Source organism: Paenibacillus pinihumi DSM 23905 = JCM 16419 (assembly GCF_000422505.1).
Lineage (GTDB): Bacteria > Bacillota > Bacilli > Paenibacillales > Paenibacillaceae > Paenibacillus_D > Paenibacillus_D pinihumi.
In genome coordinates this window covers 214,101-226,659 of the sequence record NZ_KE383868.1, presented here as the reverse complement: position 1 = coordinate 226,659, position 12,559 = coordinate 214,101, and the positions used below count along the sequence as shown (strand labels likewise).

Sequence of the window (12,559 nt, the reverse complement as noted above, 5' to 3'; positions counted from 1 at the left end):
AAAGCTTCCGCATTATTGTGCTGAGGCTTTTTAACTTAAAGTCATGGAGCAAATGAAGCCACAATAATAGCGGATAATATAGCCAGATTACAGTGTTGATGTGAAAACGATCAGATTATTGACGAGACACCAAGTGGTGTCCTAAAATAAAATTATCACTAAATGTTGTCTTATTAGGTGTATTTGTTTGAATATTTTTTCCTGGTTAAGTTAAATGTAAACGATTATGAGAAAATATTGAAATTAATAGTTATCCCTTGGAAATACTATTTAGGAGAAGTTGTTGTGAGTGATAATAAACATTTACGGGATGTGTATGACGCCATTGCAGACCCCACCAGGCGCCAATTAATTCAATTGTTGGCAGAGACAGATGAAAGACCGCTTCATGAGCTAACGGAGCATTTTCAAATGGGACGCACTGCGGTATCCAAGCATTTGACAGTTCTAAAAGAAGCCGAATTGGTATTTGACCGGAAGGTTGGCAGAGAAACGCTATTCAGACTAAATGCCTTGCCACTCAGAGAAGTTCAAGATTGGGTGGGCTTTTACAGTAAATTTTGGAGTATGAATATGCTGCGCTTAAACAAGCTCTTAGAGGAGGAAGAAGAATGAGTTTAAAATTAACTCTGGATTTTCAGTACACGACAACGATTGAAAAGCTTTGGTCCGCTTTAACGGAATCAGGCAAGCTTGCCAAGTGGGTCATGTCCAATGACTTCAAGGCCGAGGTTGGGTACCGTTTTCAGTTTCGTACGGAGCCAAATGAGTGGTGGGATGGCATCATTACCGGTGAAGTGCTGACCGTAGAGGCGCCAAACGAGTTGTCCTATACTTGGGCCAGTGCCGGGGAGCAGCATACCGTGACCTGGACGCTGAAGGATTTAGGAGACGGGAAGGTTAATCTTCATCTCGAACAAACCGGGTTCGCCAACGCTCAAGGACTTGAAGGTGCCAAATACGGATGGAGCGGATGGAGCGGCAAGCTCGAAAAAGTATTGGCGGAGTAATGGGTACGATCTTGAACTGCTATAAACCGGCTGCAGCCTGCTTGCAGCCGGTTTATGCGTGCTAATGGCGGGTCGGGATGAGGTTTACACAATCAAATGCTATGATGCAGGTAGAAATAGAACTTATCAAATTAATACCGGAAGGGTGTTAATCATGAACGAATCTTATCAGGAATATATCGTCATATCGGCTGCCCGGGAAAACAATCTTAAGAATGTATCCTTGCGCATTCCCAAGCGGAAGATTACGATTTTCACCGGGGTATCCGGTTCCGGGAAATCATCGATCGTTTTCGATACAATTGCCGCTGAATCTACCCGTTTGCTGAACGAAAATTTCAGCATGTTCGTCCGCAACTTCCTGCCGCGCTATCCACAGCCGGATGCGGATGCGATCGAGAATCTGAGCATGGCTGTTGTTGTCGATCAGAAGCGTCTTGGCGGCGGTTCCCACTCCACGATGGGCACGATTACCGATATCTCTCCTATTCTCCGTCTGCTCTTCTCCAGGGTGGGGCATCCCTATATTGGACAAGCTAATATGTTCTCGTTTAACGATCCGCAAGGCATGTGTCCGGAATGCAACGGAATTGGGCGCAAATTAGCTGTTGACATGAGCATGGCTCTGGACAAATCAAAATCATTACATGAAGGTGCAATTATGCTGCCGGATTATCCGGTGAACGGCTTTGACTGGACAATGGTCATTCAGTCCGGGCCCTTCGATCCTGACAAGAAGCTGACCGATTACTCAGACGAGGAACTTGAGCAGCTTCTGTATGGCAAAGCGAAGAAATTAGAGGTACAGTTCGGCGGGAAGACAGTGAACATTACAGTGGAAGGCGTCATTGAGAAGTTCACCAACAAGTACATCAAGCGGGACGTAAAGACGATGTCTGAACGAACGCAAAAAGCGGTTGCACCCTACATCACCGAGGGTCCCTGCACCAGCTGTGGCGGCGCGAGACTTAGTCAGGCTGCGCTGAGCTGCAGGATCAACGGACTCAACATTGCGGAGATGTCCTCCTTGGAAGTCGGCCAGCTCATTCGCGTCATTCGTGAGATCGACAATCCTGTCGGCGCCCCAGTTGTTAAATCGCTGACAGAGCGGCTGCAGCATCTGGTCGATATTGGACTGGACTACTTGACGCTGGATCGTGAGACAGATACATTGTCCGGCGGTGAGTCGCAGCGTGTCAAGATGGTGAAGCACCTGAGCGGAAGTCTGGTGGATGTCACTTATATCTTCGATGAGCCGAGCGTTGGCTTGCACCCCCGTGACGTACACCGCTTGAATGAATTGCTGCAAAAGCTGCGCGACAAGGGCAATACGGTAATTGTGGTCGAACATGATCCGGATGTGATCAAGGTGGCAGATCATATTGTCGACGTCGGGCCTCATGCTGGGAACCGCGGCGGTACGATCGTGTATGAAGGGAGCTACCTCGGCCTTCTGGAAGCAGATACGTTGACGGGCACCCATATGAAGCGGCCGCTGGAGCTGAAGCACGATATCAGGCAGCCATCCGGCACAATGAGCATCCAGGATGCTACATTGCACAACCTGAAAAACGTGAGTGTAGATATCCCAACCGGAATTCTGACCGTCGTTACCGGTGTTGCCGGGTCGGGCAAGAGTACGCTGATTAACGACGTATTCCTGAGCCAGAATCCGGATGCGATTGTCATCGACCAGTCTGCGGTAGGCGTGTCTACACGCTCAAATCCCGCAACCTATACGGGCATTATGGATGATGTGCGCAAGGCGTTTGCTTCCGCAAACAAGGTGAATCAAGGCTTATTCAGCTTTAACTCCAAGGGGGCCTGTGAGAACTGTCAAGGACTAGGCGTTGTGTATACAGATCTTGCTTTCCTTGAAAGTGTAAAGCTGCCGTGCGAAGTATGCGGGGGCAGACGTTTTAAGGAAGAAGTGCTCGAGTACAAGCTGAACGGAAAGTCAATTGCCGAAGTGCTGGAAATGACCGTGGAGCAGGCATTGGAATTTTTCCAGCTGAAAGAGGTGGTGCGCAAGCTTCAGGCGATGAGTGATGTGGGGCTGAACTATATTACCCTCGGCCAGCCGTTAAGCACACTATCAGGCGGGGAATGCCAGCGTATCAAGCTGGCGAGTGAATTGCATAAAAAAGGCAGCATTTATGTGATGGACGAGCCGACGACCGGCCTGCACATGTCCGATATCGGACACCTTCTGGAGATTATGAACCGGCTCGTTGATGCTGGCAACACAGTGATTGTCATCGAGCACAACCTCGATGTGATCAGCCGGGCGGATTGGATCATCGATATGGGACCGGACGGGGGAAGCAAGGGAGGGCAAGTCGTGTTCGAGGGCACCCCAACCAATATTATCCAAGCGGAGCAGTCGATCACAGGAAGATACTTGAAGTAATTCTTAAAATCCCGGAAAATTAGAGCTATGGGACAGCTGGCTTCCACTTGCCCAATTATTAGATGTGCGATATGTTCTTATTGTAAAGCTGCGGCCTTCGTAACTGAAGGCTGTTTTTTATTTGTTCACATTGTATTGAGGAAGGAAAGTATCATGATCAATGTTGATCAGCTAGCAGAGGCGTTAGCCTGCAGCTCCTATAAGATAAAGGAAGTTTACCGTTTGGTTATTCAGCAGAAAAGCGTGCTGCGGGAGTTTAGAACGGAAAAGTACGGTTTTCTGTTTATTATTCAGGGGCAGGCCAGGTTGCGTGTGAATGGAGTTACTTATGAATTGCAACCGGGTTCAGTATTTCACGCCGCGCCCTTCATGCAAATGGATTCAAGGGTCGTGGGCGAATCGGAGCTGGAATACTACTCGGTGTTCTATAGCCCGGAAAAGAGAAGCGAAGAGGAATACAAGCATGTATGCAACGCCCATTTCAAGCTGGAGCATGGGGCACTTCCAAGAATCATTGATTCGCTGCTGATGCTTCATGAGCATGTCCGCACACCCGGAGGGATGGGAAAGCTTCGTGCAAAGGAGCTGTTTTTAAGCATCATGCATCAAGTCTTAGGGAGTCATCTGCACCACAGCCGCGGCACTTCACCAAGCAAAAAGGTTATCGATGAAGCGATTGCCTACATTAAAAAACACTATATGGAAATGCTGACGCTTGATGAGCTGGCGGAGCTGCATGCTATGAACCCCAAGCAATTCTCTTATTACTTCCACAAGTATACCGGATTCCGCCCGATTGATTATGTCATCCATTACCGGATGGAGAGGGCAAGAGAGCTGCTGCAGACAGGGGATTTTCCTATACGGGATATTGCTGCCAGTGTCGGCTACACGAATCCATTATATTTCAGCAGGCTGTTTAAAAAGAAATTAGGTATTACTCCATCTTCCTATCTGGAGAAAAATGAATAACTCTCCATATTAATCTCTCTATCGAAAGGAGAAAGTTTTAGATAATTGTTCATATCGCATTCGTTATTTGTGTATTTTCATTTGTATAGGTCCTTGCTAAAATACAAAAAGATAACGATTATCATTATTATTTGCTGATCCGAAAAGTTTGGAGCTTTAATAAGACGGAAATGTGATGAATCACAGGTTATCTAAAGTACTAGGATACTATATGTATTCTTAGAAGGAAGGTTGATGCAAATGACAGCACAGCGACAATTGTGTATCGGGTTTTCATTGTCGACAACCTGGATGAAGGGGCAGGGCTGGCGGGAACCGGACAGCGATGTAGAGAAAATGGCTACGATTGACTTTTATATCGGGTTGGCCAAGCTGGCGGAGAAGGCCAAGCTCGATTTCCTTTTCCGGGCTGATTATCTCTATGTGAGCCCGCAGATGATCGGAAAAGTTGCCAGCTTTGGCAGCCCGGACCCTACGCTGATGTTTGCTGCGATAGCCCGCGAGACTAAAAGAATAGGGCTCGTAACGACTGTGTCCACAACCTTTAACCCGCCATATGTGGTCGCAAGACAGCTTCAATCCCTGCACTGGCTCAGCAATGGGCGCACCGGCTGGAATATAGTGACCTCGATCGAGGGGGCAGAAAACTTCGGGGATTCGCCAATGCCGTCTCCACAGGAGCGATATGCCAAGGCAAGGGAATTTACGGAGGTGGTCCGCAAGCTGTGGATGAGCTTTCCGCATGAATCGCTTCGTGTGGATCGGGAGTCAGGTGTCTTCGTTGATATGAAGCAAGTGAAAGCCATCGATCACTCAGGCGAGTTTTTTAGTGTTAAAGGTCCGCTTACTGTGCCAGGGCACCAAGCCGGGAGTATTCCGTTATTTCAAGCCGGGGCATCCGATACCGGACGAAATTTCGCTTCTTCGCAGGCTGATGCCATTTTTGCTGCAATGCCTGATCTGGAATCAGGAGTTAAACTGCGCAAGGATTTGAGAAGACGGGCTCAGGAGCAGGGGCGCAGCGGGGACGATATCCGGGTTCTGCCGGGATTGTATTTCTTCCTGGGAAATACACGCGAGGAAGCCTATGAATTGTACAAAGCCACGCACGCGCATATGAGCTTTGAATACAGGAATGCAGCTTTGATAACTGTTCTGGGCCTTGATTTAAGCGGTTTTGCATCTGAGGACCGCGTCACGGCAGATATGCTGCCAGACCCCAATCTGCCTGTTCGGAGCCGCACGCATGCGGAGCTTCTGCGGCATTTTATCGCCAAGAATGAACCTACAGTCGAAGAAGTATTATGCCGGCCGGAAGTGCTAGGATCGGCCCACTGGGTATCGATTGGCACCGTGGCTGATGTATTGGCTGATATTATCAAGCATTTTGAGGCAGGAGCGATTGATGGATTTATAGCTCTTCCTGGGGGTTCAGAGGGTTCGATGCTGCTCTTCTTTGAACAACTAATGCCGCAACTGGTTGAGCTTGGCTTGTTTAGAAGCGAGTATACGGGTACAACGCTCAGGGAGCACCTGGGTATACATAAAAATTGATAATGATTATCATTTTCTATGAATAGAGGGAAATTTTTTGAAAGGGGATATGAAGAAAAATGAATAAACGATTGATAACGCTAGGTTGTATTGCGCTCTTCTTGCTTATGTTGACGGCTTGTGGAGGAAATAAGCAAAGTGTCCCTGTATCTGGCAGTGGAACCACCAGCGGGCAAAATGTATCCCAAGCAGAGAACAAAGGCACGGATGAAGCTGACAGTAAGGATCATACCAACGCAGCAGGCGAGACTAGAACGATTGAGTATTTGGGTCAAAGCTACACGGTTCCAAAACATGTAGAGAAAATCGTGATTACCGGTGCGATGGAAGCGATGGAGGATGCGGCTTCGCTGGATGTGCGTCCGACAGGCGCTATTTCGATTGGCGGCAAGTTTCCTGAGATATTTGCTTCTGTGACATCGGCGTCTGAATCCATCGGCGAGAAAATTCAGCCGGACTTGGAGAAAATTTTGCAATTGAAGCCGGACGTTATTTTGGGATCAACCAAATTCCAGAAGGAAATGCATGAGAAGCTGCAAAAAATTGCACCTACGATTCTCGTTTCCCACATTTCGACGAATTGGGAAGCCAATTTGAAGCTGATGGGCGAGCTTTCCGGCAAGGAAGCAAAGGCGGATCAAATCATAGCGAAATACAAGGCAGACAGCGAAGCGGCCAAATCTACCCTGCAAGAAAAGCTGAAGGGAAAGACGGTTGCTACAATTCGAATTCGCAGTACACAAGCCTATGTCTATCCGAAAGACGTCTACTTTAATCCTGTGCTGTACGACGAAATCGGTCTGGATGTTCCTGAAGCGGTAAGCAAGGCCAAAACACAAGAGGTAATTTCGATCGAGCAGCTCGCGGAAATGAATCCGGACTATTTGTTTATCCAGTTCTCGACGAGTGAGAGCAGCGAGACTCAAAGTGCCTACGATGAGTTGAAAAAAAATGCAATTTTCCAAAATATTGCGGCAGTCAAAGATGGGCATGTTTTTGTTAATGTCGTAGATCCACTGTTAGAGGGAGGCCCAGCCTTCAGCCGGAACATATTCCTGGAAGCGATAATGAAGCAGCTCGAACAGAAATAGAATGGAGCGGGAGCAATGTGCTCATGGTTAATCAAGAAATTTACTCTGGCTGGTTTCATTCTCATTTTATTTGCCATTACGATTGCAGTGTCGGTCTCATTAGGCTCTAAATCGATAAGCTATATGACCGTGTGGGAATCATTGTTTGATTATGATGCTCAAAATATGGACCATTTGATTATTCACACATCACGATTCCCGCGCGTATTGGGCGCACTGCTCATCGGGGGCTTTCTGGCAGTATCGGGTGCCCTGATGCAGGGGTTGTTAAGAAATTATCTGGCTTCTCCTTCCATTATGGGGGTTTCCGACGGCTCAGTATTCGTCATTACGCTTTGTGTCATTCTGTTGCCGGGTGCTTCTTCGAAGACCTTGATTATATTTTCATTAATAGGGTCCGCACTTGGCGCCATATTGGTATTCTCGATTGCCAGACTGCTGCCTAATGGCATGTCGCCCCTTACCTTAGCCATTCTGGGTACGATCATTGGCACCTTCCTGAGCGGTATCTCTCAAGCACTGGCTACCTATTATCAGGTATCGCAAAATATTAGCTTCTGGTATAACGCCAGACTGCATCAAATGGACCCGACATTGATTAAATGGACAATTCCGTTCGCAATTGCGGGCCTGGTGTTGGCTGCTGCGGTCTCTCGTTCTATCACAACCGTGGCGCTTGGAGAAGAGGTTGCACAAGGACTTGGAATCAATTTGGTGCTCATGAAGGTGTTGACCATGCTCAGTGTCGTCATTCTGACTGGTATATCGGTAGCTATGGCGGGCAAAATCGCCTTTATTGGATTGGTCGTTCCCCATATTACGAGATTTCTTGTGGGGCAGAACTACCGCAAAATCATTTTCTATGCCGCGATCATCGGCGCGCTGTTCCTCGCCTGGTCAGATGTCATCAGCCGGTTTTTAAATTATCCGTTCGAGACACCAATCGGCGTGGTAACCGCACTTGTAGGTGTTCCTTACTTCCTGTATCTGATCAAGACGAGAGGAGGAAAGAGCGCGTGAGACGTTTCCGGCACCAGACCCGCTTTTTGATCGTGCTGATAACGGCGGTGATCCTGTCGATTGTTGTGATGTATATCAGTGTTACGAATGGAACCTTTGATATATCGGCGCTGGACGTGCTGAAGACACTGCTGCGTATCCATACATCGGGGGACTATGATTTGGTCGTATTTGATTTTCGGCTTCCACGCATTGTGATTGGAGCATTGGTCGGTTTTGCTCTGGGGGTTGCTGGCGCAGTCCTGCAGGGGATGACGCGCAATCAGCTGGCAGATCCCGGAATTCTCGGCATTCATGCAGCTGCGGGCATGAGTATTGTTCTCTATATGTTTTTTGTGCAGGGCACGGTAAAAAATGCTAGCTGGTTGTCTGTATTATCGATGCCAGTGTTCGGCTGGATTGGCGGGACAGCAGCTGCACTGCTGCTTCTGCTATTTGCCCGTCATCGCGGGACTATCGACCCTCAGCGATTAATTTTGGTTGGTATAGCTTTTGGCGCGGGCTTTGGGGCAGTTACGTTATATGTCTCGCTTAAAATGGACCCGAAGGATTTTGAGATGGCCACCGTATGGCTTGCCGGCAGTATATACAGCACGGACTGGATACAGGTGTTGGCAGTGCTTCCTTGGCTGGTCGTGCTAATTCCCGTCATGTGGTGGAGATCTTACAAATTGAATCTCCTGCAATTGGATGAGACGACGGTTGCGGGTATTGGTTTGCGGAAAGATAGGGAGCGAATGATTTTTCTATTATGCTGTGTGGGGCTTGTCAGCGCATGTGTGGCGGTATCGGGAAGCATTGGCTTCGTTGGCCTGATTGCCCCTCATATTACAAGAAGACTGGTTGGCACTCCGTATAAATATGTGCTCCCTGTATGCGGCGTAGTCGGCATGCTGATGGTACTTGCTGCTGATTTTATCGGCAGGACGATCTTTGCTCCAGCCCAGTTGCCTGTAGGAATCGTCATTTCAATTATTGGTGTGCCTTATTTTGTGTATTTATTGACCAGAAAAAGAATGCCACAAGGGAGCTAATTAAAGCTATGGAGGAGGAGCTTGAATGAGGGTTTAACGATTGCAGGCGGGGAAGCTGCTAAAAGAGGACGGCGTATTCGTAAGTTCAAACCCTCAGCTTGTTGAATTTTAGACAGCAAGCTGAGGGTTATTTATGAATCAAAGGACATGGGACACATATTTTACTTGAGGCTTGCTCCTGTCTAATGGTAATGTAGTTGATATGGAATTGACTGGTCAACCAATGGGCACTAAAGCATTCGGATAGATTTGATGAAAAATATAATGAAGGGGGGACACCAGGAAATCATGTTGCAAAAATTCGGCTTTACCCAATATGAAAGCCAAGTCTACGAAGCAATCATGGCACAGGAGAAACCGCTTGACGCTACATCCATCGTCAATTACTCGAGCGTCCCCAAGGCCAAAATCTATGAAGTGATGAACAGGCTCATCGACAAGGGTGCTGTTCTTACGACGATGCATGGCAAGAAGAAATTGTACACGGCCGTGGACCTGCAAACGATTATTCTCAAGCTGAAGGCCGATTTTGATCGTGATCTGGAGGAGCTTAGAAACTACCGCTTCAAACGGTCATTCAATGATGAGCATATCTGGACTTTAAAAGACGAAGCAGCGATAGCGGCCCAAATTGAGGAGTTGATTGCCGGAGCGGAAACGTCCGTTTTGTTTCTGGCGTGGAGCGAGCATATGGAGAAGTACCTCGAGCTGCTGGAGCGCAAGGAAGCAGAAGGTGTTCATGTTGAAATCCACACGGTTGGAGATACGAATACAACATTAAACTACACGTATTCGCTGATCCCACGGGTTGAAGGCAACCCCTTGGAGCCGTTACAACTGGTTATCGTTGATGACACGTACATGATGTTCGCAGGTTTGGAGCATGATGCCTGGAAAGCCATCAAAACGATGTCCCGGCCAATCGTCAAAGCGCTCACCGACTATTTCTACCACGATGTAGCATTGACGCAGATTTTTAAAAAATACGGTGACCAGCTGCTAAAGGACGAGGAAATCTCCAGACTGATGTCCCGCCTCATTTATTAAAAGGCTTTTCCTTTAGTGAACTGTAACCCGAAAGATGACACTTTAAAAAAGTGCCTGTCTTTCGGGTTTTTGTGTTTTAATAAACAAACTACAGTGAAATGAGGCAACAACATCATGTCGAAACGTCTTTTCAAGTCAACATAAATGAGACTGCTGGAGTCTAAATTCTGATGTTGTACATATCTCTGAAAAAGCCATAACCTACAAATCGGAGTTCAAAGTATAAGCTGTTAAGTTATTCATAAACACTCGTCGTTTTGCATATTACAATTGGTCTTTAGTGTCTGATAATGGCTCACTCTTGTCATCTTGCAAGTAATATTTCGTTAGTTCCAGCATCATTCCCATATTAGATATTCTTTTTAGCAATTGCAGAATAAGATTGTCATCTACTTCTATCTCTAAATCAGGTTGTAAAAGTAGTATTTTTTCAATTTCTGTTCTAAACTCTGCAAATTTCGGCGCATTATCTAATTCCTTAATTCTCTTGTTAAATTCTTGAGATTTACTAATTATTTTCCTTACTTGTTCACGATTGAGCCGTTTACTAATTGCCCAGTCCCATAACAAAAATGTTTCTGGATCAGTGGCGTAGTCTCTTAATAGATCAATGTAGTATTCTAATCTATTGACTGTATCTTCCAGTTTAATAATTCGCTCTTCATTGTTCATTTTTTTCTCCTAGTTACTAAGAAGTTGGGTGAGACTTCCGTCAAACGATTTGGATTATAACTTAGAAGGCAAGAAAGGTGAAAACATTTGCCACGGTTCTTGCTACAGAAAGAGGGACACCTAAATCGTATAATGCGCCAGAAATCGTGTCAATTATAACTTGCTCAGCAACAGATGATTTTTTAGCCATCAGCTCGCTGAGGGCTTTTCCACCACCGCGCAAAACATTTGCAACAGCTTTTAAAGCTGCTTTTCCAATGCCAAACGAGTTCATTCGACCACCGGCTACCTCACACCTAATGAATGCGAACTTAGGTACAGAAAGGCTGCCTGATTCTCTCGGTTCTATAACTTGGGTTACAGTTCAGTTCATAAGGGAAGGCCTTTTTTATTTATACAAGGCGAAAAATTCACAACGTACTTACAGACCTTAAGAAATAGTGCTTGAATTATCTCTTCATTGAAGTTACTATCTTAGTAGTAACTTTTATAGGAGCTGGTAGAGTGAATAAAAAAGTATATATTTTGGCGATTGCTGCCTTTGTGGTCGGCACGGTGGAACTCATATTAGGAGGTATTCTGGATTTGATCGCAGCGGATCTTCACCTGACTCTGACCGAGGCAGGTCATTTCATTTCCATGTTTTCATTGGTGTATGCAATATCCGCTCCGGTTCTGCTGAATTTGACAGCCAAATATGAACGCAAGCAGGTATACATGTGGACCCTGGCCGTGTTTTTCATCAGCAATATCATCTCCGGCTTCAGCCACAGCTTCGGAATGCTTATGCTTGGCCGGGTGATAGGTGCAGCTTCAGGCTCGTTGATCTTTGTACTATCGCTGGTTCTTGCAGCTCGGATGGTTGAACCGGCGTACAAGGGCCGGGCCGTAGGCATGATTGCTATAGGGGGCAGCGCTTCCCTGATCGTTGGCGTGCCGCTGGGCATCTTTATTGGCAATCTGGCGGGTTGGCGTGAGGTATTCCTTTTTATTGCTGTGCTGACAGGGGTGGTAATCCTGACAGTTGGTCTGACGATGGGGCGGATGCAGCCTGTTCCGGTTGTGCCTTTGAAGATGCAGCTGTCCGCACTGCTGAACCGGAAGATGGCGGCAATTCATCTGACTACGCTGCTGGTATTGGCCGGCTCTCTCACGCTGTACGCCTATTTCACACCGTTTCTGCAAGAGGCACTCGGAGCTACATCCACCATGGTTGCCTTCATCTACGTTATGTACGGCATTGCGGCTGTGGCGGGAGGAGGGCTTGGCGGCTTTCTCTCCGACAAGCTTCATCCGGCAAAGGCGATCGTCATCGTACTGGCAATGTTTATGCTCAGCATGGCAGCGGTGCCGCTTGGCGTGAAGCTGCCTTTGGCGCTCTGTCTGGGCTTGCTGGGCATCTGGGGCGCATTAAGCTGGATGGTAACCCCGGTGCAGAACAGCTTGATTATTCATTTGGCGCCAAATACCTACGAAACGCTGATTAGTACCAATTCCGGCATGGCGCATGCGGGCATTGCTCTTGGCACCTACATTGGAGGCGTCGTGATTAGTCAATCGTCAGTCATCCATACAGGATGGGTTGGCTCTTTCCTCATACTGCTTGGGCTGATCACGAGCCTATATGCCATCAGCCGGAAAGATCAGGCTGTGCAGGCGGCCTCCTGACCTGCTGAGCAAAATATGGGCACATTTTTTCAAATTAATCCATGAATGGAGTAATCCGGAGGATCGTTTCACACCCCAAGC

At 47.2% G+C, this 12,559-nt stretch carries 12 protein-coding genes; 10 read left to right on the top strand and 2 right to left on the bottom strand.

The window, feature by feature from the left end; translation table 11 throughout:
* Positions 1-285 precede the first annotated feature (285 nt).
* The 9 genes from H583_RS0128600 to H583_RS0128560 all read left to right on the top strand — a co-directional run bounded on the left by H583_RS0128600 (position 286) and on the right by H583_RS0128560 (position 10,138).
* A complete protein-coding gene (locus H583_RS0128600; RefSeq protein WP_028563474.1) occupies positions 286-615 on the top strand; it encodes an ArsR/SmtB family transcription factor in 330 nt (109 codons plus the stop codon).
* Entirely contained in the window at positions 612-1,010 is a 399-nt protein-coding gene (locus H583_RS0128595) for an SRPBCC family protein (protein ID WP_028563473.1), read from the top strand. The genes H583_RS0128600 and H583_RS0128595 overlap by 4 nt, the downstream gene beginning before the upstream one ends.
* A 154-nt stretch (positions 1,011-1,164) precedes the next feature.
* Positions 1,165-3,420, top strand: coding sequence for an ATP-binding cassette domain-containing protein (locus tag H583_RS0128590; protein ID WP_028563472.1), 2,256 nt, complete (start codon positions 1,165-1,167; stop codon positions 3,418-3,420).
* A gap of 153 nt (positions 3,421-3,573) precedes the next feature.
* The gene (locus H583_RS0128585) at positions 3,574-4,392 is read left to right on the top strand and encodes an AraC family transcriptional regulator (RefSeq protein ID WP_028563471.1); all 819 of its coding nucleotides are present in this window, start codon (positions 3,574-3,576) and stop codon (positions 4,390-4,392) included.
* A gap of 240 nt (positions 4,393-4,632) precedes the next feature.
* Complete coding sequence (locus H583_RS0128580; protein WP_028563470.1) at positions 4,633-5,946, top strand: NtaA/DmoA family FMN-dependent monooxygenase; 1,314 nt, start codon at positions 4,633-4,635, stop codon at positions 5,944-5,946.
* Positions 5,947-6,005: 59 nt separating this feature from the next.
* Positions 6,006-7,037 carry an ABC transporter substrate-binding protein gene (locus tag H583_RS0128575; protein WP_028563469.1) on the top strand — a complete coding sequence of 344 codons (1,032 nt, stop codon included), beginning with the start codon at positions 6,006-6,008 and terminating at the stop codon, positions 7,035-7,037.
* Positions 7,038-7,052: 15 nt separating this feature from the next.
* Complete coding sequence (locus H583_RS0128570; RefSeq protein ID WP_051237176.1) at positions 7,053-8,057, top strand: FecCD family ABC transporter permease; 1,005 nt, start codon at positions 7,053-7,055, stop codon at positions 8,055-8,057.
* Positions 8,054-9,091, top strand: coding sequence for a FecCD family ABC transporter permease (locus tag H583_RS0128565; protein WP_028563467.1), 1,038 nt, complete (start codon positions 8,054-8,056; stop codon positions 9,089-9,091). The genes H583_RS0128570 and H583_RS0128565 overlap by 4 nt, the downstream gene beginning before the upstream one ends.
* A 288-nt stretch (positions 9,092-9,379) precedes the next feature.
* The gene (locus H583_RS0128560; RefSeq protein WP_028563466.1) at positions 9,380-10,138 is read left to right on the top strand and encodes a TrmB family transcriptional regulator; all 759 of its coding nucleotides are present in this window, start codon (positions 9,380-9,382) and stop codon (positions 10,136-10,138) included.
* Positions 10,139-10,402: 264 nt separating this feature from the next.
* Here the strand turns inward: H583_RS0128560 and H583_RS0128555 are convergent, their stop codons facing one another.
* Complete coding sequence (locus tag H583_RS0128555) at positions 10,403-10,810, bottom strand: hypothetical protein (protein WP_028563465.1); 408 nt, start codon at positions 10,808-10,810, stop codon at positions 10,403-10,405.
* Positions 10,811-10,871: 61 nt separating this feature from the next.
* Entirely contained in the window at positions 10,872-11,084 is a 213-nt protein-coding gene (locus H583_RS0128550; RefSeq protein ID WP_028563464.1) for a hypothetical protein, read from the bottom strand.
* Positions 11,085-11,314: 230 nt separating this feature from the next.
* On the opposite strand from H583_RS0128550, the gene H583_RS0128545 reads away from it, so the two are divergent.
* Positions 11,315-12,478 carry an MFS transporter gene (locus H583_RS0128545; RefSeq protein WP_028563463.1) on the top strand — a complete coding sequence of 388 codons (1,164 nt, stop codon included), beginning with the start codon at positions 11,315-11,317 and terminating at the stop codon, positions 12,476-12,478.
* Positions 12,479-12,559 lie beyond the last annotated feature (81 nt).

What these genes read in the sequence shown, in the direction of transcription:
- H583_RS0128585 (WP_028563471.1), top strand. Translation starts at nt 3,574, where the DNA reads ATGATCAATGTTGATCAGCTAGCAGAGGCGTTAGCCTGCAGCTCCTAT.
- H583_RS0128570 (WP_051237176.1), top strand. Translation starts at nt 7,053, where the DNA reads ATGTGCTCATGGTTAATCAAGAAATTTACTCTGGCTGGTTTCATTCTC.
- H583_RS0128555 (WP_028563465.1), bottom strand. Translation starts at nt 10,810, where the DNA reads ATGAACAATGAAGAGCGAATTATTAAACTGGAAGATACAGTCAATAGA.
- H583_RS0128550 (WP_028563464.1), bottom strand. Translation starts at nt 11,084, where the DNA reads ATGAACTCGTTTGGCATTGGAAAAGCAGCTTTAAAAGCTGTTGCAAAT.
- H583_RS0128580 (WP_028563470.1), top strand. Translation starts at nt 4,633, where the DNA reads ATGACAGCACAGCGACAATTGTGTATCGGGTTTTCATTGTCGACAACC.
- H583_RS0128560 (WP_028563466.1), top strand. Translation starts at nt 9,380, where the DNA reads ATGTTGCAAAAATTCGGCTTTACCCAATATGAAAGCCAAGTCTACGAA.
- H583_RS0128595 (WP_028563473.1), top strand. Translation starts at nt 612, where the DNA reads ATGAGTTTAAAATTAACTCTGGATTTTCAGTACACGACAACGATTGAA.
- H583_RS0128575 (WP_028563469.1), top strand. Translation starts at nt 6,006, where the DNA reads ATGAATAAACGATTGATAACGCTAGGTTGTATTGCGCTCTTCTTGCTT.
- H583_RS0128590 (WP_028563472.1), top strand. Translation starts at nt 1,165, where the DNA reads ATGAACGAATCTTATCAGGAATATATCGTCATATCGGCTGCCCGGGAA.